The following is a 24,575-nucleotide window of genomic DNA, read 5'->3' on the forward strand; positions in this document are numbered from 1 at the left end:
CCACGGCCTCGGCCCGGAACTCGGCACTGAACTTACGACGATTCGACATGAAACAGATCCTCCTAACGCCTGTCTCAATTCACCATACGGGCGCACCAGGCGACAACACCGTGAATGACATGGTTGCCGACCTCATGAACAACAACTAGAAGGAGAACCACAATGTACAAAACCACTCGACCCGCCACCCGCGATGCAGCAGCCGGCCAGCACCTCGACCGTCTGCTCACGGCACTCTCAGAGCAGGGCGTCAAGATCCCCGGCGATGCAGTCAAAGCCCAAGACGCATGGGAAGCCGCAGACGCGAACATTCGGACCATCCGACAGAGCGCGGACGCCACCACCGCCACAAACGAAATCGCCACGAAGCTTGCGAACAACAAGGGAACCATCACCGAGGTCCTCGCTGCCGCATCCGTCGCAACACTCGCCAGCACAACGGCCCTCGCGGGAATCTACAACTCGGCAACGATCAAAGCATCAGGCATATTCGCGGCACGCCTCGAATCAATCGGATGGGTAAAGCACTTCCAGCCGTATGTCACCACCGACATTGCAACGATCCTCGACGCAATCCCCGAAGGCTTCTCCGTCGAGATTGACAACGGCCCCGCCTCGGCGCGCACCGACAAGACAGCATGGCTCCGACTCAACCCCGCAGTGGATGAAGCATGGGACCGCCTCACACTCGTGTACAAGACCACGCGCCACCTGCGGCTGTACAAGATCATCCCCTCAACATTCCAGCGCGATGACCACTACGAATGGAAGGGCGAAGCAACCGGGCTGATCCGACGTGCAGGTGAAGGGTACGAGTACAGCATCCGTGACCGCATGATCGACGGCGACCTCGACAGCTTCATCTGGGCAACACAGCACGGACTCACCGCAGGACTATGGGCAGAGGACGAGGTAACCAGTACCAACCCCACCGAGATAGAGCACGACGACGACGGCAAGCCACACACACGACAGCCTGACGTACGCGCACAGCACCCAGGAGAACTCGCAGACGTAGTAGCCTAAGCCGACCGGGACGCACCCCTCATTTCGTTTGGGGGGTGCGAACCTGCTCGCTTCGCTGACCCCCTGGCCTACCCCCCTCGCGGGTTTTGGCTCTACCGCCGGATAGCAATTCTGGTCCTGCTAGCTGAATCCCGGTGATTTTCCGCCTTCTGATTGGCCTTTCGTGCCGGTTTGGGGGCGTTTTTGTGCGTTGGGGGTACTCCGGCCTACCCCTAACCGCTTAGAGGGTGCCCTACGCTCCGAGGATTCTCCAACGACTCAAGTTCCGCGTGATTTCGCCGTTTATCCGTAACACCTGCTAAACTGGTTGCATGGACAGAAGGTGTGAGTATTGCGGCGGCGGCATGGTCACCGTGCGTGCAGGGGCCAGGTTCTGCACACCACGATGCCGCGTCTATTCTGCGCGTTCTGCTCAGAGACTGCCTCAAAACATGCGTATTTTGCCTAATTTTGTCCGTTTTTCGGCCAGAAAGGTGCCACTTGCGGTCAATGGCGGGCAAGCCTCAACGATTGACCCGACAACTTGGGCGACGTATGACGAGGCAAAAGCAAGCACTCGAGGCGTCGGCGTCGGCTTTGTTCTGAACGGCGACGGAATCGGGGTAATCGACCTCGACCACTGTATTGAGGGTGGCGTTATCGCAACGTGGGCACAGGACGTGTTGGACGCTAACCCGGGTACTTTCACTGAGGTTTCCATCTCAGGGACGGGTCTGCACGTCTGGGGCCTTCTGCCGGCGTCTGGCGGTCGGGTAATCCGTGACGGCCGCAGCATCGAGATCTATTCGCAGGGTCGCTACATCGCTCTGGGGGCACCGCTGAAAGGCACCGTGGCGACGTTGAAGCCACTCCAAGTTTCTTTGTGACGCGACAGGCTCCCTCTAAGGTTGCCGTAGGTCGACCGATGCCACCGCCTTAGAACCGCCGCTGGAGGTGCGCCATCAGCTTTGGTGAGGTTGCGATAACCTTCACTGCGTCATTGTTGCGTCCCGCCAATGAACCGCGCAACGCTATCGCCGTGAGCTGTTCGCCGGCATCAAGCGCTTTCGCTATGCCGGGAGCCATACCTTTGTTCACATAGCCAACAACTCCGCTCACGTTTGCTGCGTGCACCGCTACAGCGTTGCTGTCGTGTTCGTTATCGGGCTCGCGTACTAGCAATACTCGACTGCCTGGGGAGAAGTTTCCCGCTCTAGCCGCCGCTGTGTGATGGTTCAGGCCGCGAATTTTGAATGTCCAGAGGCCCATCTTCCTAAGGGTTGTGTTTGCGACGTTCACCAGCAACCCTGTTGTGTCTTCAGCAAGCCAATACTCTTCACCCGTTTTGACAAGGTGAAGCGGTGGGAGCCCGTTCTTGAGAATCAGCAAATCGGCCCACCTGCTGCTGTGTAGATAACGAGATTCAAACTTGTCGGGCGCCAGCCCGGTGATTGTGCGCGCCTCGTTCTCGATGGCTTCGCCCGTTTCTGCGTCAGCCGTTACGACACGCGCAACTGGACGAGGCTCAGGTGACAAGTTCTTGTCAGTAGCGACGTTGTGCGCATTCTCGTTCGCGTCTGCTCTGGAGTGCATCCGCCATGCCCGCGCGGGACAGGTTGCCCTCGTCCTTCGCTACCGACAGGGCGACCTCGAACTCTTCTTCGGTCACGTTGTCCGTCACCGCGTAGGTCAGTGCCCGATCCGTTCCGGTTGCAAGGAAATCGCTGGGAGACGACAAAGTCGCATCTCGACTTTGTCGATGGTTGGGCCCACCATAATTTTCGCGATTGCCTCGGTCCGTGATCTCTTTAGCCTCCTGCCCCTCACGAATGGCGACACCAAGCGCACGCTCAGAGCGGCGCACCATCTCAACGGCGTCCAGTTGGATATCGAGGCTCAGCTTCTTCTGCTTCGCGGCCTCGGCCACCGTCGCGACGAACGCCTTGAACTCCGCAACGTCTTGCGCCGGAGCCGTAGACGCTTTCGCCCGCTCCAGCCACTGACGCGCCTGATCCAGCATCATCGTCACAGCGACTTCCTGCGCGGCAGTGTCGAGCGTTGCGAGGCTAGCAACGCGCGCTGAGCTTATCCACGCTGACGCCGCGCCACTCAGCCCGCTTTAGAGGGGCATCGTCGGTTAGAGCACGATTGAGCTATAGGCGCATTAGGCCACATTCTGGGCACACCCATACAACAGTTCGCCCCCAATACTCTGGCTCCATGCGCACCAGGCAGCGCGGGCAGTTCGGAGTGTCGAGATCGCTCTCCATGCCGTCCATCCTCTCACTCATAAATATGCTTTTAGCGTGTCCACTTGACCCGCAGTACCCGGTCGTAGCCGCGCATGGTGATCGCGCCCCGCTCGAGTGCACGGTCGATCGGAGCGGTCACCGTTCGGGGCAGCATCCGTTCTCCACTCCGCAGCCACGGACCGGGAACCTGACCGTTGGTGGTCCACGGTGTCGCGACCAGTCGGGCTGCAGTGCGTCGACGGGCGTCAGCGACCACCCGTCGTGCATCTGCGCTCGTCAGCCGGTCAGCCTCGGCCGATACCGCGAGCTCTGCCGACGTGATTCTTCGCACCCGCAGCTGGATGTCGATCCGGTCCATCAGCGGGCCGGACACCCGACCGAGGTAGCGGCGGATTGCACTCGGCGGGCAGGTGCACGTGTTCTCCTTCGCGCCGTACTGTCCGCACGGGCAGGGGTTGGCGGCCAGAACGAGCTGGAATCGGCCCGGAAAATGGGCGATGGCGTTGGCTCTGTGGATGCTGATCGTCCCCGATTCGAGAGGCTGCCGAAGCGCGTCGAGCACGCTGGCCTGGAACTCGGGGGCCTCATCGAGAAACAGGACACCGTGAGCAGACCGCGCTGCGGCTCCCGGCCGGATCACCTTGCTCCCTCCGCCGAGGATGGCTGCGGTTGTCGCCGTGTGATGGGGGTTTTCGAACGGTGGCCGAAAGGCGAGGCTGCGACCGACGCTCTGCCCGCCCAACGACCGGATCGAGGTGACATCGAGGGCTTCAGGAACCGTCAGGTCTGGCAGGATGCCAGGGAGCCGCGCGGCGAGCATGGTCTTGCCCGCACCGGGTGGCCCGAGCATCATCACATGGTGGCCACCGGCCGCTGCGACGAGCAGTGCCTGGACGGCGTCGTCCTGGCCGACGACGTCGGAGAGGTCGGGTTCGTTCTCTCCGACGTCGCCCGGGTCAGGCTGCAGGATCGGTTCCACCGGGATCGGATCGAGTTCGGCACCGTGCCAGATCGCCGCCTCCCGAAGCGACGCGACACCGACCACCCGGATGCCAGGCACGAGGCTCGCTTCGTCTTCGTTTCCTCGCGGTACCATGACGGTGCCCCGCCCGGCGCGCATGGCGGCGAGCACGGCAGGAAGGATACCGGGCGTCGGTCGCAACCGGCCGTCGAGCCCGAGTTCGCCGATGTGAACCACCCGGTCGATCGACTCGTTGGAGATCACCGCATCCGCAGCCAGACAGGACAGCGCGATGGCGAGGTCGAACCCCGACCCATTCTTCGGAAGACTCGCCGGCGAGAGGTTCACGGTGATCCGCTGGCCGGAGAGCCGGCATCCGGAGTTCGTCGCGGCCTGACGCACACGCCCCTCCGCCTCCCCCAGGGACTTGTCTGCGAGACCGATGATGACGAACCTCGGCAGCTGGGACGAGATGTCTGCCTCCACCTCGATGAGCGATCCTTCGAGACCGAGAAGCGCAACGGACCAGGTACGCCCGACCGGCATCAGAACACCCCGAGGAGGTGCTCGATGGTCGGCGATCCCCGCCGTGGCGCGATGACCGCGATGGCGTCGAGTCGGATCTGTGCCGCTCCCGGGGTGTGATCGGCGCACCACGATCCGGCCAGCATCCGGAGTCGCGCCAGTTTGGTGGCAGTGATCGCTTCGAACGGATGCCCGAATGCCAGACCGGAGCGCGTCTTCACCTCGACGAAGACGATCGTGTTGCCGGTCTGCGCGATGATGTCGATCTCGCCGCGGGCGCACCGCCAGTTACGTTCCAGCACCCGGTAACCGGCATCCTCGAGGAATCGTGCAGCGAGCGCTTCACCCCGGCGGCCGAGTTCGTCTTTGCTGGCCATGATCGCCTCCATCCGTCGAGGATGGCGCATGGCGGGCTGGTCGGGTCTGGGCCGACTGGTACCCGTGGATCGGACGACCCTTGCGAGGGCCTGTGGAGGGCTACTCCGCCGATTCCCCCAGGACCCGGACGAGAACGGCGGCCTGGTGACGGTAGCCGAGCAACTCATATCCGACGACAACGACAGCGGGCGCCGCCATCACGACGAGCAGGCAGATTCCCATCGATACTCCAACCGCCGCCATCATGACCGACAGGGCGAGCACGAAAACAGTCCCGAGGAACAATCCGATGTGGAATCGGTCGAACTCGCGAAGGAGCAGTCCGTAGAGCACGAACAACGCCGCACTGAAGATCAGCACCGGTATGGCAACACTCAGTACTGCCCCGACCACCCCGATGTGGGCGACCCCTTCGACGACGTACGCGGCGACATGAAGCCCAGCACCCGTCGCCGCGATCGACGCGAAGACGACCATATGACCGTAACCCCACACCCAGCTGCGCTCCCGGTACCGCTCCAGTATCCGACCGGACGGAAGCACGAAATAGTTCCACCACAGCCCGAAGGTCAGACCCGTTCCAGCGACGACGATGAGGATTGCCTCTGAACTCCAGCCCTGTTCCTCGATGACAGCCGAAACTGATGCGACAGTTCCGATGACGCCCTCACCCAACGCAATGATCGTCAGCAGCCCGTACCGTTCGGCGATGTGGCGCGCATGCCACGCGGTTCCTCCGAAACGCCGCTCGGCGACGACAGGTCCGGCGAGTTCCACCAGGTACAGAAGCGGAGCGACGAGAAAGACAACGGCGACGGACAGGTCGAGGATGGCCGTGATGATCCAGCCCACCTGCGCGAGAATGATGAATCCGGCGTAGCTGAGTGAGACGCTGCGCCGCTCCGGGTCCTGCCGCGCCGCCCGCAACCACTGGGCGACCATGGCGACGCGCATGATGACGTACCCGGCGACAACGACGCCGTTGTCGAGATGCGCGCCTTCGTCGAGTGAATCGAAAACCGCCGGGAGGCCGAGGGCGAGCACGATGACGCCGATCATCTGCACCATGGTGGTGATCCGGTAGAACCAGTCGTCGGTGTCGTACGCAGACGCGAACCACGAGAAGTTGATCCACGCCCAGCAGATCGCGAACATCGAGAACACGAACGCCCCGAGCCCGGATGCCACGTGGCCCTCAGCCAGCAGGTGGGCGAGTTCGGAACTGGCGATGCCGAACGCGACGACGAAGGTGAGGTCGAAGAGCAACTCCAGAGGCGTTGCGGCCCGATGCGACTCCTGCGGGTCCCGCCCGCTCATCGGGACAAGGCGGTGGCTGAGTCCCCGCCTTCGACGCGGATCGACGATCTCGGACATTGCACCATCGTGACACGAACCGCGTGCAGTCGGGGCAGGCCGAACGAAAAGTGAGGCCCGCTCAGGAGAGGGCTGGACCGGGCGCATCGAATTGGGGAGAATGCGAGTCATGACGCACACCACGGGTGCCATCCGAACGCCCGACCAGAGGTTGCGAGTCTTTGTCAGTTCCACTCTGAAAGAACTCGCGGTCGAGCGGAAGTACGCGCGCCTCGCGGTGGAACGACTTCACCTCGCCCCCGTCATGTTCGAACTCGGCGCCAGACCCCACCCGCCGCGGCAGCTCTACCGGGCGTATCTCGAGCAGAGCGACGTCTTCGTCGGAATCTACGCCGAGAAGTACGGCTGGGTCGCACCGGGAGAGACCGTCTCCGGCCTCGAAGACGAATACAACCTGGCTCCCGACTTCCCGAAACTCATCTACGTTCGCGACCCGGCCCCACACCGGGAGGCGCGGCTCGTCGACCTGCTCGCCCGGGTGCGTGACGATGACCGGGCGTCATTCAAGACGTTCTCGACCCCGCAGGAACTGCGCAAGCTCCTCGAAGCCGACCTGGCGACCCTGCTGGCCGAGCGCTTCGACCAGAGTCGGCCGGTGCCGCTCGAAACCAACCCGATCGTGCTCGGCGAGCGGAGTTCTGCACTTCCGGCCGCCCTGACCCAGCTGATCGGCCGTGAAGGCGAGCTCGACGACGTGGCCGCGTTGCTCCGCAAAGACTCGATCCGGCTGGTCACCCTTCTCGGTTCGGGCGGCATCGGCAAGACGAGGATCGCCCTCGAAGTGGCCGGTCGGGCAGGAGCCCTTCCTGACATCGAGGTCACCTTCGTCGACTTGTCATCGGTACAGGATGCCGCGCTCGTTCCGAATGCCATTGCCGAAGCTCTCGGGGTCCTCGACACCGGAGACGAACCTGTTCTCGACAAACTGAAAACAGCGCTGAGCACAAGGCAGATGCTCATCGTGCTCGACAATTTCGAGCAGATCCTCCCGGCCGCCCCGATACTGACCACGCTCCTCGCCTCTGCACCAGATGTGAAATTTCTTGTCACGAGCAGGTCGCTCCTGCGGGTCTCCGGCGAACACGCCGTCGAGGTCGGCCCGCTTGGTCTGCCGGACCCGGCCCGATCGTTGAATCCCCGTGGCGCGATGACCTCGGCAGCCGTTGCGCTCTTCGTGGAGCGCGCCAGGGCCGTCAAACCGGATTTCGAGGCGACCCCGGACAACGTCGACGCGATCGCCGCCATCTGCGTTGCTCTCGACGGGGTTCCCCTCGCGCTGGAACTGGCGGCAGCCCGTATCCGGATGCTGCCTCCAGCGGCCATCCTGGCGCGGCTCGACCGCCGCCTGTCGCTGCTCTCCGGTGGTCCACGGGATCTCCCACTGCGTCAGCAGGCGCTCCGGAGCACGATCGAATGGAGCACCCAGCTTCTGGGCGACGACGAGAAGAACCTGCTGGCCCGGCTCGGTGTCTTCGCCGGTGGCTTCTCCCTCGATGCGGTGGAAACCGTGGCGGGTGATGATCCTGACGCAGACACCATGACCGCCCTCGGCGCGCTCGTCGACAACAGCCTGGTCCGCGAACTGGACCGGGGTGACCTTCCCTACTACTCGATGCTTGCAACGGTCCGCGAGTATGCGCTCGAACAGCTCGAGGCGACGGGGCAGCTCACCGACGCCCGCGCCGCCCACGCGACGTATTACGTCGGGCTTGCCGCGGCGCTCGAGGACGAGCTCGAGGGCACTCGTCAACGTGAAGTGATCGCCTTGCTCAACGACGATCGAGACAACCTGCGCGCGGCCGCCAGGTATCTGCTCGATTCGAAAGAGATGGTCGCCGTCGCTCAGTTCACCTGGTGCCTGCTCATCTACTGGTGGGTCGGCGGACTCCTCGGTGAGGTCAGAGCCTGGATGGACGAGGTGCTCGAGACCGACGGCATCCCCGACAGGACACGCGCCATCGCTCTGTACTTCTCCCGGTCCATCCTGCTCTGGCACGAGGCGAACGATCGGGTCGTCCCCGGTCTGGCCGAAAGCGTGGAACTCTTCCGGCGCATCGACGACCGCGTCGGCGAGGGTTTCGCGCTCATCTTCCTCGCGCTCGCCGTGGTCGCTGACAAGAACCCCGACACCGAGCGGGCGGAGACGTCTCTCCGGCGCAGCGTGGAGTTGCTCAGGGGTGCCGGCTACCGGTGGGGCGAGTCCATGGCTCTGGTAACCCTCGGTCGACTGGCCCTGATGCAGGACGCAGTGCCTGATGCCATCGGTCGATTCCAGGAGAGCCTGACACTGACCAGGCAGGGCCACGACGACCTCGGCACGACGGTCGCCCTGCAGCATCTGGGCTGGGCTCGTTTTGCGAACGGGCAGACCGTCGATTCACGAATCCTCTTCGAAGAGAGCCTGGAGACGGCCGCGCACATCGGTCATGCCGAGGGGGTGGTCTACGGGCTCGAAGGGCTCACGGCGATCGCCGCCGCGAGTCGCCAGCTCAGGCGCGCGGGACGACTACTCCACGCCGCAGACGACCTCCGCAAACAGACCGGACTGTACGGCGCCAACCGATTCTCATTCCACGAGCGGTACCTGGCGCCGATCCTGGCCGGGAACGACGCGGAAGCCCTCGACAAGGTCCGCACAGAAGGCGAAGCGCTCTCGATCGACGAAGCGGTGGTCTACGCCCTTCACTCCGAGTGAGGGGGCGCAAGCGCCTACTCGTCGAGCGCGAGCTCCTTGGGCAGTTCGAAGTCCCGGGTCGACAACTCTTCGATGTTGACGTCCTTGAAAGTGAGCACGCGCACACTCTTCACGAACCGATCGGAACGGTAGACATCCCAGACCCACACATCGTTCATCGTGATCTCGAAATAGAAGTCGTGTTCGGTGTCCCTCCGGACGAGGTCGACGTCATTGGCGAGATAGAACCGTCGTTCGGTCTCGATCACAAATTTGAACTGCGACACGACGTCGCGGTACTCCCGGTACAGGGCCAACTCGACCTCGCGGTCGTAGTCCTCGAACTCGTCTTCTTCCATGGTGCATCCATCCTACGCGTAGGCGACGAGCCAGCTTTTCCGGTGCAGTGACGTGACCCCGAGCGACCGGATCGCATCCAGATGGGTCGAACTGCTGTAGCCCTTGTTACCGCTCCAGCCGTATCCGGGCGACACACTGTCTGAGGCGATCATCATGCTGTCGCGGTGCACCTTTGCGATGACGGATGCCGCGGCGACCGACACACAATCGCGGTCGGCTTTGATGCGGGTCCGCACGTCGAGCGGGCTGGCGAGCACCGGGTTGAGCCAGTCTGAATTACCGTCGAGCAGGATGACGCTTGCCGCGATGTCTGCACCCTGGTCGAACAGGATGCGAAGAGCTCGCTTCCCCGCCAGCCCGAGACAGTGAGTGATCCCGAGTTCGTCGACCTCCGCGGCATCCGCGAGTCCGACGGCAGAGAACAGCACCCAGTCCCGCACCACCGGGTCGAGCGCCACCCGGCGCTTCTCGCTCAGCATCTTGGAATCGCGCAGACCGTCGGGGTGGGGTCCGCAGTCAGCGGCGACGACGGCCATGCCGACGGCGACGGGTCCGGCGAGGGCACCGCGTCCGACCTCGTCGCAGCCGATCACGTAGCGGGTCCCCGCACCGAACAGCTCCCGTTCCACCGCGTCTGTCGGGTCACAGACACCCATCATTGCTTCGCGTTCTCCGGGTCCCTGACGCCCGAGAAAACGTCGGGGTGGTTGTCGAGCCAGTCCCAGTGCGCCGTTGGCCAGCTGATCACGAAGGCTCGCCCGACGACGTTGTCGACCGGAACGAAGCCGTTGCCCGGCTGTTCGCGGTTGTACCGGGAGTCACGGGAGTTGTAGCGGTTGTCGCCCATCACCCACAGGGAGCCTTCCGGAACCACGACGTCGAAGGCGACCTCGGAGACATCCGTCTTGCCTGCAGGCATGGTGATGTACGGCTCGCTGAGCGGAACATCGTTCACGGTCATCTGGCCGAGCGCGTTGCAGCACACGACGTGATCGCCCGGCAGCCCGATGAGCCGTTTGATGAGGTGATCGTCGCTGTCGGATGCCGACAACCCGATGAGAGAGAGCACCCAGTCGGCTGCGGCGGTGAGCGGAGGGAGATCCGGTTCCGGTGACGGCGGAAGCCAGCCGCCCGGGTCACGGAACACGATGACGTCGCCGCGCTCGAGCCCGACGAGATCGGGCACGAGTTCGTTCACCAGAATGCGGTCGTCGATTCGAAGGGTCTGCTCCATCGACGCGGACGGGATGTAGAACGACCGCACCAGGAACGTCTTGACGAGGAACGACACGAGGAGCGCCACCACGAAGATCACGAGGACATCGCGCAGAAAGAGGAGCGCCCCCTTCTTCCGGGAACGCCGTCGTGGTCCGGCAGACACGTCGTCTGCCGGCTGGATTGTTTCAGTCATTTAACCGCCAAAGCTCCCCACCAGTTTATCGGCGGGGAGCTTCGGTTCTTTCACTCCGGTTGGAGTCGAACGGGATTAGTTGCGCTTTTCCTTGATCTTCGCCTTCTTGCCACGGAGTTCACGGAGGAAGTAGAGCTTGGCGCGACGCACGTCACCGCGGGTGATGACCTCGATCTGGTCGATCACCGGGGAGTGCACCGGGAACTTACGCTCCACGCCGACACCGAAGCTGACCTTGCGGACGGCGAACGTCTCACGGACGCCCTCGCCCTGACGGCCGATAACGATGCCCTGGAAGACCTGGATACGAGAACGGCTGCCCTCAACGATGTTCACGTGCACCTTGACGGTGTCGCCGGCACGGAATTCGGGGATGTCGGACTTGAGGGATGCTGCATCGACGCTGTCGAGGATGTGCATGATATTTCGCTCTCTGTAACCGCCACAGGTCGACTACGAATTCAGGGATGATGGGGGTGTGTCCGGCGCCTCGAGAATCGAGGCAGTGGCGCTGGCTCCCCTGTGGCAGAGTCTGGCCGCGGCACAATCGTCTATTCTGCCATGAATGGCCGGTCCGGCGCAAAAGCTCCGGCTCAGTCCTTCGGTGGTATCCGGGTTTCCTTGACGACGATCAGCTCTTCGCCGTCGCGAACCGGACCATTCAGTCCGTTCGGACGGGCTGTCGGACGCGAGGCCATCTGCTCGAACTCGGCCATCGTCTCGCGGGCGCGGTTCCGGGCATCGGTGAAGAACTCCCAGAGCACGATCCAGAAGGCGGCCAGGCCGGTGAGAACTCCGAGAACCGCGAACGCGTCCGACGACGGCCCGAAGAGGCCGAATCCGATGACGGATGCCTGCCACAGGGTGAGGATGCCGACGTCGAGCCACGACACCGCCTTCTCCCGCCGAACGGTGGGCCGCGCTCGGATCAGCCCGGCGACGATGAGCATCGCGACGAACAGGATGGGCATCGAAATGACGAGGACGAGGAACTGCCAGCCTCCTCCACCGAAGATCCCCCAGCCGATGAGCGGCCAGATCGGAAGAGCCACGGCGGCGATGACCATCCAGGTGCGGAAAGCGCGGCGAATAATCATGACTCCAGCCTACGGCCGTGCGCTGGGAGAATCCCGCCGATCGTCGGCTTGAGCGAGCAGGTCAGGACGCACCCGCCTGGTGCGTTCCAGCTGTTGCTCTTTTCTCCAGGCGGCGATTGCTCCGTGATTGCCGCTCAGCAGGATCCCCGGCACGTCCAGACCGCGCCAGGATGCCGGTTTCGTGTAGCTGGGGGCTTCGAGCAGGCCGTCTTCGTGCGATTCCTCGACGAGCGAGTGCGGGTTGCCGACCACTCCGGGGATGAGCCGGCCGATCGCCTCGACCATCGCCATCACCGCCACCTCTCCCCCGTTGAGCACGTAGTCGCCGAGGCTGACGAGGCGCACCCGGGCACGCGTCGCCGTGTCGTCGAACACGCGCTGATCGATCCCCTCGTACCGTCCACACCCGAACACGAGATGGTGCTCCGTCGCGAGTTCGCGGGCCATCGACTGGGTAAAGACCTCGCCAGCCGGCGACGGGAAGATGACGAGAGGGCCGGCATCCGGGTCGCTGTCGAGGATGCCGTCGAGAATCGTCCCCCACGGTTCCGGTTTCATCACCATTCCAGCGCCCCCGCCGTAGGGTGTGTCGTCGACGGTGCGGTGCCGATCGGTCGTCGCGTCGCGCAGGTTGTGCACACCGAGATCGATGATGCCGGCCTGTCTCGCCTTGCCGAGCAGGGAAATGTCGAGCACGTCGAAGAACTCGGGAAAGATCGTGACGATGTCGATGCGCATGCTGAAATCCTAGGGGAGCCCCTCCCGGCGGCTGTTCAGTGTGGGAACCGCTCCGAGAACTGCCGCGCAGGGCCGTGTGTGCTCACCGTAGACGGACGCCGCGGAGTCAGCTCAGGATGCGTCGGCTCCGGTCAGCACGTCGACATACCTGTCGCGCACGATGTCGATCAGCTCGGCTGGGGCTTCTCCGCCGGCGGTGAGGAGCGGAGGCGTTGCGAGGTCCGCGGAGGTCGCGGAAGCGAGATCGGCGAAGTAGCCGGGGGCGAGCAGGTAGGTGGAGACGACGACCCGTGACCCGGGGTGATTGGCCCGTGCATCGCTGACGGCGGTCTCGATCGGCGGCTGTGCAGCCGAGATGAATCCCACACTCACGGGCCGGCCGAGCACCACGCCCAGCCGAACCGCGGTCTCACGGCAGTCGGCGACGGCTCGCGCATCAGTCGAACCGGCAGCGCACAGCACAACGGCATCCGTCTCGGTGAGACCGGACTCAGCGAGACGGCGAGCCAGGAGGTCGACCAGTCGATCGTCAGGCCCGAGCGCACGCGAGATCGCGGTCACCCGATCGGAAGCATCCGCTTCGTTCACGAGATCGACGTGCACGTGGTATCCGGCCGAGAGCAGCAGGGGAACGAGAACAGCAGGCCGGTCGGCGTCCAGTTTGCCGAGCGTCGCCTGCACGTCCGGCTGCTGCACGTCGACGAATCCTCCCTCGACGATCGACGACGGCAAGCTCACTCCGACGGCGTCGACCAGCCCGGCGACGGCCGCCTGGCCGGCAGGAGAGCTCGTGCCGTGCGAGATGGCGACGAGGGCAGCGGTCGTTGCGGTGCGGGGTGAGAGCGAGAGCACTGTCACGACAGTTCCACCTCGATCATGCCGCCGACGATGCGGGTCCGGTAGGTCTGAAGCACGAAGTCGGGATTGCTGAAGCATTCTCCGGTTGCCAGGTCGTAGACCTCCTTGTGAAGCGGAGATGCGACGGTGGGTCTGTCACCCTTCGAACCGACGATGCCCCTCGCCATGACGTGAGCCTCGGTGTGCGGGTCACGGTGTGACACGGCGTACACCTCGAACGGCGAGAGCAGGAACAACGCGATCTGCTGCGCTTTGAGAAGAGCGACCTCACCCCAGGAGGGCTCGAGCTCGTCGACGGCGCAGACGCTCTCCCACGTGGTCACCGGGGTCCGGCGTACGTCCCTGTCGATTGCTATGGTCATGCGAACCACCCTGCCCATCGTGTTCCGGCTCGGTTGGAGCCTTTCCGGTCACCAGCGACGCTATGCGCCCCCTGTTTCGCGAAGAGCATTGGGATGTTTCTGTCGTGTGAATCCGTCCTCTCACCGTGCCGCCGGCACTGTGCGGTGCCAGACAACCCGCTGACATGTGCGGGAAATTGGGGCGAAACCGCCGACGGTTACGCTCGCCGGACACCAGCTACTTGGAGGTACGGAACGATGACTGGCACTCCCATGGATTCAGCTCGACCAGCGGCCGTTCGCGAGATCGTGGTGATCGGGGGTGGCCCGGCCGCTCACCGGTTCGCCGACGCCGTCCACTCGAGGGACGACGCCCGTACCCTGCACGTCACCGTCGTCTGTGAGGAGCCGTATCTTCCCTACGACCGCGTCGCACTGAGCAAGCGTCTCGAGCATGACGCCGACCTCACCCTGCAGCCGTCGAACCTGTGGGACAACGACCACGTCACGCTTCTTCTCGGCGAGCGTGCGGATGCCGTCGACCCGGCTGCGTGCACGGTCACCACGTCGCTCGGCAGGACCCTGCCGTACGACGAACTCGTCTTCGCTACCGGATCGTCCGCTCCCGTTCCGGAGATCACCGGCCACGAATCAGCGAAGGTGTACCGCACCATCGACGACGTCGACTACCTGGCCGGTCAGGTCGACCGGCTTGCGCTCGAGCTCGGCCGCCCGGCGCGCGTGCTCGTCGCAGGAGGCGGCCTCCTCGGGCTCGAGGCCGCCGGGGGGTTGTCTCGACGTGGAGCCGATGCGAGCGTCGTCCACTCCGGGTCGTGGCTGATGTCTGCCCAGCTCGACGAGGGCGCCGGTCGTGCCCTCGGCAGGATCATCGCGTCGCAGGGCATCGGGTTGCACCTCGGTACCAGGCCCCGCAGTATCCTGCACGCAGAAGACGGAACGGTCTCCGGCGTGAAGTTCTCGAGCGGTCAGCAGATCGCCGCGGACCTCGTCGTCTTCGCCATCGGCATCCGGGCCCGCGACGAACTGGCCGCAACGGCCGGGATCACCGTCGGTGAGCGCGGAGGAATCGTCATCGGCACCGATTGCCGGACATCGCTCGAGAACGTGTGGGCGATCGGCGAGGTCGCCTGCTTCGAAGGCCGGTGCACCGGCCTCGTTGCTCCAGCGAATGCGATGGCCGAGGTCGTCGCCGACCGGATCCTCGGCGGAGCGGCAGAGTTCACCACGGTGGACGACGCGACGAAACTCAAACTCTCCGGGGTCGATGTCGCGAGCTTCGGAGACGCACTCGCCACGACCGAGCACTGCCTGGAGATCGTCTATGCGGACCCCGCGCGCGGCCTGTACCAGAAGCTCGTGATGACGGATGATGCAAAAACGCTTCTCGGCGCCATCTTCGTCGGCGACGCCTCACCGTATGCGTCTCTGCGCCCCATGCTCGGGTCTGAGCTGTCGAGCGAACCGGCAGCCTACCTCTCGGCATCCGGAATGGAGGCGCCCGCCGGTGACGACCTCCCGGACGCCGCGCTGGTCTGCGCCTGCAACAACGTGAGTGTCGGAACGGTGCGCGACGCCGTCAACGGCGTCCACACCGATGCCTGCACGGACCTCGGGGAGCTGAAATCCTGCACCCGTGCCGGCACCCAGTGCGGTTCGTGCGTCCCGCTCGTGAAAAAGATCCTCGAGACCGAACTCACGAAGTCGGGGATCGCGGTGTCCCGCGCCCTGTGCGAGCACTTCGCGCTTTCACGCCAGGAGCTCTTTGAAACCGTCCGTGTCTACGAGCTGACCTCGTTCGACGAGATCATCGCCCGTTTCGGCCACGGCAGGGGTTGTGACGTCTGCAAGCCGGCCGTCGCGTCGATCCTCGCCAGCCAGCACGACGGACACATCCTCGACTCCGGCCGTGGCACGCTGCAGGACACCAACGATCGTGCCATGGCGAACATGCAGAAGGACGGTACGTACTCGGTCGTCCCCCGCATCCCCGGAGGTGAGATCACGCCCCAGAAGCTGGCCGTCATCGCACAGGTGGCCACGGACTTCGGCCTGTACACGAAGATCACCGGCGGCCAGCGGATCGACCTGTTCGGCGCAAGGCTCGACCAGCTGCCCCAGATCTGGAAAGTCCTCGTCGACGCCGGGATGGAGTCCGGGCAGGCGTATGGCAAGTCGCTCCGCAACGTCAAGAGCTGCGTCGGCTCGAGTTGGTGCCGCTTCGGCGTGCAGGACTCCGTCAGCATGGCCGTTGCCCTCGAACTGCGGTACCGCGGGCTCCGTGCCCCGCACAAGTTCAAGATCGGGGTGTCCGGGTGTGCACGCGAATGTGCGGAGGCGCGGGGCAAGGATGTGGGAGTGATCGCAACCGACAAGGGCTGGAACCTCTACGTCGGCGGCAACGGTGGCTTCCAGCCCACTCACGCGCAGCTCCTCGTCGGTGACATCGATGACGACACCCTCATCAGGTACATCGACCGCTACCTCATGTACTACATCCGCACCGCCGATCGGCTGCAGCGCACGGCCAGATGGATGGAGGACCTCGACGGCGGAATCGACCACGTCAGGGAGGTCGTCGTCGATGACTCGCTCGGGCTCGGCGACGAGCTCGAAGCGTCGATGGCGAAGCACGTCGACAACTATGAGGACGAGTGGGCAGCGACCCTCGCCGACCCCGAACGGCTGAAGAAGTTCCGTCCGTTCGTCAACGACGCGTCTGCGACAGACACCGGCGTCGCGCGGGTGCACGAACGCGGTCAGATGCGCCCGGCAACGGCCGTCGAGGTGGAGAGGGGAGACGCCGTCTACCTGACAGGGCCTACCATTCCTGTAAGGGAAGGGGCGTAATGACGGATGCCGGAACGGTCGCGCTCGTCGGCGGAGGACCGGGCGATGAGAGCCTGCTGACAGCAGCAGCACTCGCCGCCCTCGGCCGCGCAGATGTCGTCCTGTACGACCGGCTCGCCCCGCACCACCGGTTGTCCGAGCTCGCACCGAACGCCACCCTCATCGATGTCGGCAAGCGCCCCGGCCATCACCCGATCGGCCAGGGCGGTATCGAGGCGCAGATCGTCGCACACGCGCTCGGCGGTTCGAACGTGGTCCGTTTCAAGGGCGGGGACCCCTACGTCTTCGGGCGAGGAAGCGAGGAGGTACTCGCCTGCCACAGGGAAGGCATCCCGGTGAAGGTCATTCCCGGCGTCACCAGCGCTGTCGCCGTTCCCGCCTCCGCCGGGATCCCGCTCACCCACCGCGGGGTGAGTCACATGTTCACCGTTGTGAGTGGGCACGCCCCGCTCACCGACGCCGAGCACAGGCACCTCGCCGGCCTCGGGGGAACGATCGTCGTTCTCATGGGAGTCGGCACCCTCGCGACGCTCACGCAGGGTCTGCTCCGTGAAGGACTCGCACCGGACACCCCGGTCGCGATCATCGAGCGCGGGTTCAGCGAAAAGCAGCGCACCACGATCGCCGATCTCAGCTCGGTGGTGCACGTCGCCGCCCAGGTCGAGGTGCGCTCCCCCGCCGTCCTGGTGATCGGACGGGTCGTCGACCTGGCTTTCGACGGTCACCTCGATGCCGCCGCGCTCATGGATCGCGCCTCCCGGTTGGCGGCGTTCCAGTGAGTGACGGGACGACGGGCACCGTCCCGGGCTTCCGCGCGGATCAACTCGAAGGATTCCGCATCGGCGTGACGAGCGACCGGCGCTCCCAGGACCTGATCGACTCGTTCGAAAGACGGGGAGCCTCGGTCGTCCACGCACCGACCCTGCGCATCGCGCATGCGGACCACGATGAACCACTGATCGCAGACACCCGGGCGATTCTCGCTGCCCAACCGGATGTTCTCCTCGCGACGACGTCGTACGGTATCCGTCGCTGGTTCGAGATCGCAGACACCGCGGGCCTCGGCCACGATCTCGTCGATGCCCTGTCTGACACCGCGATCCTCGTCCGCGGTCCCAAGGCTCGCGGCGCCATCCGCGCCACGGGATTGAACGACATCGGGATGAGCGACGAAGAGACGACCGCCTCGCTGGTGACCAAGGTGCTCGCCGACTTTCCACCGGGGCTCCGCATCGCCGTGCAGTTGCATGGCTACACCGATGAGGCTCAACTCGACAGGCTTCGCGCCGTCCATGCCGAGGTGCTCACCGTCGCGCCCTACCGCTGGGCGGATCCCGACCAGACCGACGATCGGGTGAAGAAGCTCATCGATGCCGTTCTCACCGGCGGCATCGACGTCGTCACCTTCACCAGTGCGCCGGCAGTCGATGCCCTGTTCAGCACCGCTGAGGCGCTCGGCCAGGATTCGGACCTCCTCGGCGCTTTTACCGGCGGGGTCATCACCGCGGCGGTCGGTCCGGTCACCGCGGCTCCCCTGCTGTCGTACGGCATCACCCCGATCATTCCGGAGCGCTACCGGATGGGGGCGTTGATCCGCCTCGTCTGCGAGCACCTCGAGCAGCACGGAGTGATCAGGCTCGACACCCGTCACGGACCTGTCGCGCTGCGAGGATGCCTGGTCGAACTGCAGACAGGACGGGTGCAGCTCGCTCCGTCTGCGCTCATTCTCTTCCGACGCCTCATGCTCGCTGGCGGCGACGTGATCTCCCGCGCCGAACTCGCCGCCGCGCTGCCCGGGAACGTCGACGAACACGCTCTCGAGGTGTCGATGAGTCGGCTCCGGCAGGCCCTGGGGATCTCCGGGCTCGTCAGCACCATCGTCAAGCGCGGCTACCGGATCGACGTCTGACGCCCCATGACCCTGTCATTCGAACCACCGAAGCCCGTCACCGAGGTGCCGGTGAGATACCAGCGCCAGACGGTACTGCCCGAAGTCGGCGCCGCCGGGCAGCACCGTATCTCGACGGCCCGGGTTCTGGTCGTCGGAGCCGGAGGCCTCGGCTCGCCGCTCCTGATCTCCCTCGCCGCAGCGGGGATCGGAACGATCGGACTTGTCGATGACGATGTCGTCGACGAGTCGAACCTGGCCAGACAGACCGTCCATCGGTCAGACAGCGTCGGCGAAGCGAAAACCGTCTCGGCGGCACGCACCCTGGCAACGGTCAATCCGCACGTCACGGTCGTGCAGCATCCGATGCGACTCGACACAGACAACGCCCTCACGCTCACGGCCGACTACGACGTCATCGTCGATGGAACAGACACGTTCGAAACCCACTATCTCGTGGCGGATGCCGCCGCGACGCACCGAATCCCACTCGTCTGGGGATCGGTCCTGCGCTTCGACGGGATGGTCTCCGTCTTCGATCCCGGGTCGGTCCCCGGCTCTCCGGGGTTTCGCGATCTCTTCCCAGACGAATCCGCGTCGAACACCGCCGAATCCTGCGAGCTCGTCGGCGTGCTCGGAACGAGTAGTGCCCTCGTCGCCGGGGTGATGGCATCCGAAGTGATGAAGCTCGTCGTCGGATTCGGCGAGCCGTTGGTCGGCCGGGTGCTCGTCATCGACGCCCTCACGGCGGGCTTTCGTGAAATCCCCCTGCAGTCCGGTGGCGCTCGCCTGCACACGCCGTCAGCAGCGGAGCCCGCAACCGTGAGCGCCGAGGAGTTCCACCGGTTGCGCGATGGTGGTCAGTCGGTGACGGTGATCGATGTGCGTGAGCCAGCCGAACATCGCGAGTCAGCCATCCCCGATTCGGTGAACATCCCGCAGACCGACCTGCCCGATGCTCTCCGCCGTCTCGACAACGACCACCTTCTCGTCGTCTACTGCGAGAGCGGTGTTCGGTCCGCTGCCGCTGTCGACTACCTTCTCGCGCAGGGACACCAGGCGAGAAGTCTGGATGGGGGCATCCGCGCCTGGCGTCGGGGTCAGCCGCCGGCGAACGGCGGGAGCACGTCGAGCTGATCGCCGTCGGCGAGGAGCACCGAGCGATCGCGCGTGGTCAGGCCGTTGACGATGAACGAGCAACGCCCGAGGACGGTGCCCAACCGGTCGTCTCCGGATTCCGACGACCGTTCGACATCTCCGAGCACGCTGTCGATCGAGATCGGAGCGGCGTACCGCCTGCGCTCCTCGGTGCGCCCCACTCCGGCAGCAGCGCCGGCGAAGTACCGCACGCCGATGGTCACGGTCATTTTTCAGCCACCGATCGCGCTCATCGTGCGTTCCGGTTGCACGAAATCCGGGCTGTTCACCTGGTGGCCTGCGGTCTTGCGCCACATCTCGCCCTGCCAGAGCCGCGCGAGGGTCTCGTCATCGGCGCCGGCACGCATGGGCCCGAGCAGGTCGGTCTCATCGTTGGAGAACAGGCAGCTGCGGACTCCTCCTTCGGCGGTCAGCCGCGTGCGCCTGCAGTCGTCGCAAAACGGCTCGGTCACCGACGCGATGATTCCGACGAAGCCGAGAAGCAGGTCGGAGCCGGGCCGCCGCACCTGCCAGAGTTCAGCGGGGGCACCATCCCGCGGGGCGGAATCGGGGGTGAGGTCGAATCCCTCAGACAGGATCTGTCTGATCTGCGCCGCGGTCACCATGCCGTCCCTCGTCCAGCTGTGGTCGGCGTCGAGCGGCATCTGCTCGATGAACCGCAACTGGTGGCCGGAACGCAACGACCAGTCAAGGAGCTCGACGGCCTGATCGTCGTTGACACCGCGGACGAGGACGGCGTTGATCTTGATGGATGCGAAACCGGCGTCGCCCGCTGCCGTGATGCCGTCGAGCACGCGCTGCAGGAACGGACGCCGCGTGAGAAGCGCGAACACATCGGGGTGCAGCGAATCCAGGGAGATGTTCAGCCGGTCCAGTCTGGCCGCGGCGAGCTTTCCGGCCCGCGAGCCGAGACCGATGGCATTGGTGGTCAGTGAGATCTCCGGCCGGTTCGGAAGGCTTGCGCACGCGGACACGATGTCGATGAGATCCGCCCTGAGCAGAGGCTCGCCGCCGGTGAAACGGACCTGGCGAACCCCGAGCGTGGTGACGGCGATTCCGACCAGACGCCTGATCTCGTCAGCTGTCATCAGGGCGTCGACCGGCTGGCTGGGGAGTCCCTCAGCCGGCATGCAATAGGTGCACCGCAGGTTGCACTTGTCAGTCAGGGAAATCCGCAAATCGGTGGCGGCCCGACCGAACCGGTCGACGAGAGCATCCGTTCGCGGCCGGTCGGCCGGCAACGTCGCCGCGTCCGTGATCACGGCACTCTGACGGGTGCGCGGGATCCCCAGTGCAACGGTCATTCGGTAAGCGTAGCCGAGACCGCTCATGTCAGAGCCCCGGTGCCGTATCGTGCCGGTAAACTCGGCACGATACGGAGGTGGAGACGCCGTCCGCTCCCAGCGTCGAGCGAAGGATCCTCATGACACCAGACGACATCGTCACAGCAGGCGCCACGGGCACTGTGCGAGTCGCGTCGGTGACAGCCGATCCGATCGAGCTGGATGCCCTCCGGGCTGCGGTGACAGATGACTCTCGCGGTGCTGTCGTCACCTTCGAAGGGGTGGTGCGCGATCATGACGACGACCGCAGCGTCGCGTGGCTGAGCTACTCGGGGCATCCGAGTGCCGAAGACGCGCTCCGAGCTGCCGCCGAGTCTGTCTGCCAGGATTTCCCGGCCGTCGCTGTCGCTGTCGCGCACCGGATCGGGCGTCTCGAGGTCGGCGGCCTCGCTCTGGGGTGTGCTGTTGCGAGTGCTCACCGAGCCGAGGCGTTCCAGGCCTGCGGTGCTCTCGTGGATCGGGTCAAGGAGAGCGTGCCGATCTGGAAAGAGCAGGCCTTCGTCGACGGTGGCACCGAGTGGGTGCAGGCGATCGGCTGACGCGGTGAGCCATCCGGCCTGCTCGTGGTCGAAGCCTCGCTCTCCGAAGGACCCAGCCGCGTTCCCTGGTCAGACAGAAATGGTGGCTGTGCGCGGCTCTAGCCAGCCGTTTGCGTCCGATGAACAACGCGACGACCGAGGCATCCGTTCATCCGACACAAATGGTGGCTGTGCGCGGCTCTATCCAGCCGTTTGCGTCCTGTCGACAGCAACGGTGAAGGTCTTGAGCCTCACATTCAGGCGATTGCTCCAAATTCAGGAGAAACGCCGCGACACGCCGTCCACGGATGCCGGCGGGCCGGCGTGTCGAGAGAATCTCCTGAATTTGACGTCTCGCGCTGGCAGAATCTCCTGAATTTGTGGTCTGGAGAAGCGGCGGCGAGGTTACTTTTGCTCGTCGGTCGTTGGCTCGTCGACGGCAACATCACCATCTGAATCACCAGACGCGACATCAGCAGCGCCGGCGTTCCCGACGGCGACATCACCATCTGAATCACCAGACGCGACATCAGCAGCGCCGGCGTTCGCGAGGGCGACATCACCATCTGTATCACCAGAGGCGACATCAGCAGGGCCAGCGGCCGCAGCGGCGACATCCACGTCGTCGTCGTCATCATCCGGAAGCTCTTCGAAGAGGCCTGTCGGAGGAGTGACGGTGACGATCCCTGCAGCGATGTCAACCGCAGGCACAAGAGCCTTCACGAACGGCACCATCACGTCGCCGGACGCCGTCGTCACGATGAGGAGGTCCTGGGCGGGGAAGTGATCGACCCGCGCGACGGTACCGACCCGCGCGCCGTCACGGTGCACGGCGAGTCCGACGAGCTGGTGGTCGTACCAGGCGTCCTCTTCCGGGGAAGCCTCAGAGACGTCCTGCTCGATCCAGAGGATGGCTTTGACGAGAGTTTCGGCCTCGGTTCGGTCTGAGACGCCCTCGAAGAAGCCGACCGGGTGGCCGTTGTACCAACGCAGTTCGGTCAGGGTGAGCGATTTCCCGTGCCAGGACGAACCGGTCGGAACCTGGAGGGTGAAAACGGCCCCCGGCACGAACCGGCGTTCGGGGTCGTCGGTGAAGAGTTCGAGCTTGATGGCCCCTTTGAGGCCATGGGCCTTCGTGAGCCGTCCGACCCGCAACTGGGTCTTCGGCGTCTGGGCAGCGTTCACGTCAGGAATCGGTGTCGACGACGTCGACGCGAACGCGTCGGCCATCGGCGAGAGCGGAGACAAGCGTGCGAAGTGCCTTGGCCGTTCGGCCGGAGCGACCGATCACACGGCCGAGGTCCTCGGGGTTCACACGAACCTCGAGGACCTCACCGCGTGGTGAGCTCTGCGCTACGACGGTCACGTCGTCCGGATTGTCAACAATCCCCTTGACGAGGTGTTCGAGAGCAGGTGCGAGCAATTGTTACGCCTTGTCTTCTTCAGCTGCCGGTGCGGCCTCAGCCTCAGCGGGAGCTTCTTCCTTGGCGGCCGGCTTCTCAGCCTTCGGCTTGAGGACGGGCTTCTTCTTCTCGTCTGCGACGAAGGCAGCCTTGGGCTCCTTCACCTTGACGGTCGAAACAGCGTCCTTGTCACCCTTGAACATGCCCCAGTCGCCCGTGAGCTTGAGGATGGCTTCGACCTGAGGAGTCGGCTGTGCGCCGACCGACAGCCAGTACTGTGCACGCTCGGACTTGACCTCGATGAACGAGGGCTCCTCGGTGGGGTGGTACTGGCCGATTTCCTCGATGACACGGCCATCACGCTTGGTGCGTGAGTCGGCGACGACGATGCGGTAGTACGGTGCGCGGATCTTGCCCAGGCGCTTCAAACGAATCTTGACAGACACAATTCTCCTGAAAGTTATTTGTTGTGTGATTGTGCTCGTCACCGGCTGCGTGGGGGCACACTCGGTCCGAAAGCTCTATTTGCTGCAGCGCCTGATTAGAGGGTCGGGCGGGTGCAGACTCGACTAACCATTCTGTCAGATTTTCCGGGCTCCCGTTACCAGCAGGATCAGACGGATGTCAGGATGTGACGCTGTCACGCCAGGACAGCCATCTGCGCACCGCGGCGAGGTCGTGATCGGGCCCGGAGATGCCGAGAGTGAACATGGTCGTGCCGAGCTCGAGCAGACGATCCGCCGTCGCCTCATCCCTGCCTTTCAGCTCGGTCGAGACCTCGATCTCAGAGACGTCGCGACCGACGTTCTCACCGTGCTGACCGAGAATCTCGAGCTTTTCGGTGAGGATTTCCGGAGACGAGAAGCTGTGCCAGATGTCTGCGTGCTCGGCGACGATGCGCAGCGTCTTCTTCACGCCACCTCCGCCGATCATGACCGGGATCTTCCTCGATGGCGGCGGGTTCAGCTTCGACCAGCGGTCTGTGATGACCGGGAGAGCTTCTCCGAGCGCCGCGATCCGGCTGCCAGGCGTTCCGAACTCGTAGCCGTACTCGTCGTAGTCACGCTCGAACCAGCCGGCGCCGGTGCCGAAGATGAACCGACCGCCCGAGATGTGGTCGAGCGTGCGCGCCATATCGGCCTGAAGGTTGGCGTTCCGGTAGCTGTTGCAGTTCACGAGCGTGCCGAACTCGACTCGGCTCGTCTGCTCCGCCCAGGCTCCCAACATCGTCCAGGCCTCGAAGTGGAGCCCGTCAGGGTCGCCGCTCAGCGGGAAGAAGTGGTCCCAATTGAAGAGGATGTCGACGCCGAGTTCTTCGAGTTCGGCGACGGTGTCGCGGATGGCGGGGTACATCGCGTGCTGGGGTGCGATCTGTACGCCGATACGGACGGGGCGGCTCTGCGAAGATGACATGCCTCAAGCC

26 protein-coding genes and 1 pseudogene are annotated in these 24,575 nt (G+C 64.7%); 8 read left to right on the forward strand and 19 right to left on the reverse strand.

Annotated elements, in window-relative coordinates:
* The first annotated feature begins 162 nt into the window (after nt 1–162).
* Nucleotides 163–1,026 carry a hypothetical protein gene (locus IWX78_RS14265; protein WP_196834309.1) on the forward strand — a complete coding sequence of 288 codons (864 nt, stop codon included), beginning with the start codon at nt 163–165 and terminating at the stop codon, nt 1,024–1,026.
* Nucleotides 1,027–1,457: 431 nt separating this feature from the next.
* A complete protein-coding gene (locus IWX78_RS14270; protein ID WP_196834310.1) occupies nt 1,458–1,892 on the forward strand; it encodes a hypothetical protein in 435 nt (144 codons plus the stop codon).
* Nucleotides 1,893–1,941: 49 nt separating this feature from the next.
* Here the strand turns inward: IWX78_RS14270 and IWX78_RS14275 are convergent, their stop codons facing one another.
* The 5 genes from IWX78_RS14275 to IWX78_RS14295 form a co-directional block, all read right to left on the reverse strand.
* The gene (locus IWX78_RS14275) at nt 1,942–2,598 is read right to left on the reverse strand and encodes an HIRAN domain-containing protein (RefSeq protein WP_196834311.1); all 657 of its coding nucleotides are present in this window, start codon (nt 2,596–2,598) and stop codon (nt 1,942–1,944) included.
* Nucleotides 2,549–3,034 (reverse strand): hypothetical protein, encoded by a 486-nt coding sequence (locus IWX78_RS14280; protein WP_196834312.1) that lies wholly within the window; start codon nt 3,032–3,034, stop codon nt 2,549–2,551. Before IWX78_RS14280 ends, IWX78_RS14275 begins: the two co-directional genes overlap by 50 nt.
* 272 nt (nt 3,035–3,306) lie before the next feature.
* The gene (locus IWX78_RS14285) at nt 3,307–4,764 is read right to left on the reverse strand and encodes a YifB family Mg chelatase-like AAA ATPase (protein WP_196834313.1); all 1,458 of its coding nucleotides are present in this window, start codon (nt 4,762–4,764) and stop codon (nt 3,307–3,309) included.
* Nucleotides 4,764–5,120 carry a YraN family protein gene (locus tag IWX78_RS14290; RefSeq protein WP_196834314.1) on the reverse strand — a complete coding sequence of 119 codons (357 nt, stop codon included), beginning with the start codon at nt 5,118–5,120 and terminating at the stop codon, nt 4,764–4,766. Before IWX78_RS14290 ends, IWX78_RS14285 begins: the two co-directional genes overlap by 1 nt.
* Before the next feature lie 100 nt (nt 5,121–5,220).
* A complete protein-coding gene (locus IWX78_RS14295) occupies nt 5,221–6,495 on the reverse strand; it encodes a low temperature requirement protein A (protein WP_334684754.1) in 1,275 nt (424 codons plus the stop codon).
* A 109-nt stretch (nt 6,496–6,604) separates the two neighbouring features.
* Here IWX78_RS14295 and IWX78_RS14300 point away from each other — a divergent pair, with 109 nt between their 5' ends.
* Nucleotides 6,605–9,190 carry a DUF4062 domain-containing protein gene (locus tag IWX78_RS14300; protein WP_196834315.1) on the forward strand — a complete coding sequence of 862 codons (2,586 nt, stop codon included), beginning with the start codon at nt 6,605–6,607 and terminating at the stop codon, nt 9,188–9,190.
* A gap of 14 nt (nt 9,191–9,204) precedes the next feature.
* Here IWX78_RS14300 and IWX78_RS14305 read toward each other — a convergent pair whose 3' ends face one another.
* The 8 genes from IWX78_RS14305 to nirD form a co-directional block, all read right to left on the reverse strand.
* On the reverse strand, nt 9,205–9,528 hold the full coding sequence (locus IWX78_RS14305; RefSeq protein ID WP_196834316.1) for a DUF2469 domain-containing protein: 324 nt from the start codon (nt 9,526–9,528) through the stop codon (nt 9,205–9,207).
* Between the two features lie 12 nt (nt 9,529–9,540).
* Complete coding sequence (locus tag IWX78_RS14310; protein ID WP_196834398.1) at nt 9,541–10,185, reverse strand: ribonuclease HII; 645 nt, start codon at nt 10,183–10,185, stop codon at nt 9,541–9,543.
* Nucleotides 10,185–10,940 (reverse strand): signal peptidase I, encoded by a 756-nt coding sequence (gene lepB, locus IWX78_RS14315; RefSeq protein ID WP_196834317.1) that lies wholly within the window; start codon nt 10,938–10,940, stop codon nt 10,185–10,187. The genes IWX78_RS14310 and lepB overlap by 1 nt, the downstream gene beginning before the upstream one ends.
* A gap of 75 nt (nt 10,941–11,015) precedes the next feature.
* Entirely contained in the window at nt 11,016–11,360 is a 345-nt protein-coding gene (gene rplS / locus IWX78_RS14320; RefSeq protein ID WP_196834318.1) for a 50S ribosomal protein L19, read from the reverse strand.
* A gap of 173 nt (nt 11,361–11,533) precedes the next feature.
* A complete protein-coding gene (locus IWX78_RS14325) occupies nt 11,534–12,037 on the reverse strand; it encodes a hypothetical protein (RefSeq protein WP_196834319.1) in 504 nt (167 codons plus the stop codon).
* Between the two features lie 9 nt (nt 12,038–12,046).
* Nucleotides 12,047–12,775, reverse strand: a complete 729-nt coding sequence (gene trmD, locus IWX78_RS14330) for a tRNA (guanosine(37)-N1)-methyltransferase TrmD (RefSeq protein WP_196834320.1) — start codon at nt 12,773–12,775, stop codon at nt 12,047–12,049.
* Nucleotides 12,776–12,886: 111 nt separating this feature from the next.
* Nucleotides 12,887–13,633 (reverse strand): sirohydrochlorin chelatase, encoded by a 747-nt coding sequence (locus IWX78_RS14335; RefSeq protein WP_334684756.1) that lies wholly within the window; start codon nt 13,631–13,633, stop codon nt 12,887–12,889.
* Nucleotides 13,630–13,995, reverse strand: a complete 366-nt coding sequence (gene nirD / locus IWX78_RS14340; protein ID WP_196834322.1) for a nitrite reductase small subunit NirD — start codon at nt 13,993–13,995, stop codon at nt 13,630–13,632. Before nirD ends, IWX78_RS14335 begins: the two co-directional genes overlap by 4 nt.
* 237 nt (nt 13,996–14,232) lie before the next feature.
* On the opposite strand from nirD, the gene nirB reads away from it, so the two are divergent.
* From nirB to IWX78_RS14360, 4 genes are read left to right on the forward strand one after another with little or no spacing between them, the layout of a single operon-like run.
* Nucleotides 14,233–16,842, forward strand: a complete 2,610-nt coding sequence (gene nirB, locus IWX78_RS14345; protein WP_196834323.1) for a nitrite reductase large subunit NirB — start codon at nt 14,233–14,235, stop codon at nt 16,840–16,842.
* The gene (cobA, locus tag IWX78_RS14350; protein ID WP_196834324.1) at nt 16,842–17,621 is read left to right on the forward strand and encodes a uroporphyrinogen-III C-methyltransferase; all 780 of its coding nucleotides are present in this window, start codon (nt 16,842–16,844) and stop codon (nt 17,619–17,621) included. The genes nirB and cobA overlap by 1 nt, the downstream gene beginning before the upstream one ends.
* Entirely contained in the window at nt 17,618–18,751 is a 1,134-nt protein-coding gene (locus tag IWX78_RS14355; protein ID WP_196834325.1) for a uroporphyrinogen-III synthase, read from the forward strand. The genes cobA and IWX78_RS14355 overlap by 4 nt, the downstream gene beginning before the upstream one ends.
* A 6-nt stretch (nt 18,752–18,757) precedes the next feature.
* Entirely contained in the window at nt 18,758–19,867 is a 1,110-nt protein-coding gene (locus IWX78_RS14360) for a ThiF family adenylyltransferase (RefSeq protein WP_196834326.1), read from the forward strand.
* Here IWX78_RS14360 and IWX78_RS14365 read toward each other — a convergent pair.
* Together IWX78_RS14365 and moaA are read right to left on the reverse strand one after the other, a co-directional pair.
* A complete protein-coding gene (locus IWX78_RS14365; protein ID WP_196834327.1) occupies nt 19,831–20,097 on the reverse strand; it encodes a MoaD/ThiS family protein in 267 nt (88 codons plus the stop codon). The genes IWX78_RS14360 and IWX78_RS14365 overlap by 37 nt on opposite strands.
* Before the next feature lie 3 nt (nt 20,098–20,100).
* The gene (gene moaA, locus IWX78_RS14370; RefSeq protein WP_196834328.1) at nt 20,101–21,192 is read right to left on the reverse strand and encodes a GTP 3',8-cyclase MoaA; all 1,092 of its coding nucleotides are present in this window, start codon (nt 21,190–21,192) and stop codon (nt 20,101–20,103) included.
* Between the two features lie 119 nt (nt 21,193–21,311).
* Here moaA and IWX78_RS14375 point away from each other — a divergent pair, with 119 nt between their 5' ends.
* Entirely contained in the window at nt 21,312–21,770 is a 459-nt protein-coding gene (locus IWX78_RS14375; RefSeq protein ID WP_196834329.1) for a molybdenum cofactor biosynthesis protein MoaE, read from the forward strand.
* A 567-nt stretch (nt 21,771–22,337) separates the two neighbouring features.
* On the opposite strand, the pseudogene rimM reads toward IWX78_RS14375, so the two are convergent.
* The 4 genes and pseudogenes from rimM to IWX78_RS14395 form a co-directional block, all read right to left on the reverse strand.
* Nucleotides 22,338–22,979, reverse strand: a pseudogene (gene rimM, locus IWX78_RS14380) (ribosome maturation factor RimM); the annotation flags it as partial.
* On the reverse strand, nt 22,936–23,172 hold the full coding sequence (locus tag IWX78_RS14385) for an RNA-binding protein (RefSeq protein ID WP_090709355.1): 237 nt from the start codon (nt 23,170–23,172) through the stop codon (nt 22,936–22,938). The gene IWX78_RS14385 and the pseudogene rimM, both read right to left, overlap by 44 nt.
* Before the next feature lie 3 nt (nt 23,173–23,175).
* Nucleotides 23,176–23,598, reverse strand: a complete 423-nt coding sequence (rpsP, locus tag IWX78_RS14390) for a 30S ribosomal protein S16 (RefSeq protein ID WP_196834331.1) — start codon at nt 23,596–23,598, stop codon at nt 23,176–23,178.
* Between the two features lie 178 nt (nt 23,599–23,776).
* Complete coding sequence (locus tag IWX78_RS14395; protein ID WP_196834332.1) at nt 23,777–24,565, reverse strand: LLM class F420-dependent oxidoreductase; 789 nt, start codon at nt 24,563–24,565, stop codon at nt 23,777–23,779.
* Nucleotides 24,566–24,575 lie beyond the last annotated feature (10 nt).

Source organism: Mycetocola sp. CAN_C7 (genome assembly GCF_015752285.1).
Taxonomy (GTDB): domain Bacteria; phylum Actinomycetota; class Actinomycetes; order Actinomycetales; family Microbacteriaceae; genus Mycetocola_A.

Coding starts and splice junctions, on each gene's coding strand:
- IWX78_RS14265 (WP_196834309.1), top strand. CDS start 163: ATGTACAAAACCACTCGACCCGCCACCCGCGATGCAGCAGCCGGCCAG.
- IWX78_RS14270 (WP_196834310.1), top strand. CDS start 1,458: ATGCGTATTTTGCCTAATTTTGTCCGTTTTTCGGCCAGAAAGGTGCCA.
- IWX78_RS14275 (WP_196834311.1), bottom strand. CDS start 2,598: ATGCACTCCAGAGCAGACGCGAACGAGAATGCGCACAACGTCGCTACT.
- IWX78_RS14285 (WP_196834313.1), bottom strand. CDS start 4,764: ATGCCGGTCGGGCGTACCTGGTCCGTTGCGCTTCTCGGTCTCGAAGGA.
- IWX78_RS14290 (WP_196834314.1), bottom strand. CDS start 5,120: ATGGCCAGCAAAGACGAACTCGGCCGCCGGGGTGAAGCGCTCGCTGCA.
- IWX78_RS14295 (WP_334684754.1), bottom strand. CDS start 6,495: ATGTCCGAGATCGTCGATCCGCGTCGAAGGCGGGGACTCAGCCACCGC.
- IWX78_RS14300 (WP_196834315.1), top strand. CDS start 6,605: ATGACGCACACCACGGGTGCCATCCGAACGCCCGACCAGAGGTTGCGA.
- IWX78_RS14305 (WP_196834316.1), bottom strand. CDS start 9,528: ATGGAAGAAGACGAGTTCGAGGACTACGACCGCGAGGTCGAGTTGGCC.
- IWX78_RS14310 (WP_196834398.1), bottom strand. CDS start 10,185: ATGGGTGTCTGTGACCCGACAGACGCGGTGGAACGGGAGCTGTTCGGT.
- lepB (WP_196834317.1), bottom strand. CDS start 10,940: ATGACTGAAACAATCCAGCCGGCAGACGACGTGTCTGCCGGACCACGA.
- rplS (WP_196834318.1), bottom strand. CDS start 11,360: ATGCACATCCTCGACAGCGTCGATGCAGCATCCCTCAAGTCCGACATC.
- IWX78_RS14325 (WP_196834319.1), bottom strand. CDS start 12,037: ATGATTATTCGCCGCGCTTTCCGCACCTGGATGGTCATCGCCGCCGTG.
- trmD (WP_196834320.1), bottom strand. CDS start 12,775: ATGCGCATCGACATCGTCACGATCTTTCCCGAGTTCTTCGACGTGCTC.
- nirD (WP_196834322.1), bottom strand. CDS start 13,995: ATGACCATAGCAATCGACAGGGACGTACGCCGGACCCCGGTGACCACG.
- nirB (WP_196834323.1), top strand. CDS start 14,233: ATGACTGGCACTCCCATGGATTCAGCTCGACCAGCGGCCGTTCGCGAG.
- cobA (WP_196834324.1), top strand. CDS start 16,842: ATGACGGATGCCGGAACGGTCGCGCTCGTCGGCGGAGGACCGGGCGAT.
- IWX78_RS14360 (WP_196834326.1), top strand. CDS start 18,758: ATGACCCTGTCATTCGAACCACCGAAGCCCGTCACCGAGGTGCCGGTG.
- IWX78_RS14365 (WP_196834327.1), bottom strand. CDS start 20,097: ATGACCGTGACCATCGGCGTGCGGTACTTCGCCGGCGCTGCTGCCGGA.
- moaA (WP_196834328.1), bottom strand. CDS start 21,192: ATGACCGTTGCACTGGGGATCCCGCGCACCCGTCAGAGTGCCGTGATC.
- IWX78_RS14375 (WP_196834329.1), top strand. CDS start 21,312: ATGACACCAGACGACATCGTCACAGCAGGCGCCACGGGCACTGTGCGA.
- IWX78_RS14395 (WP_196834332.1), bottom strand. CDS start 24,565: ATGTCATCTTCGCAGAGCCGCCCCGTCCGTATCGGCGTACAGATCGCA.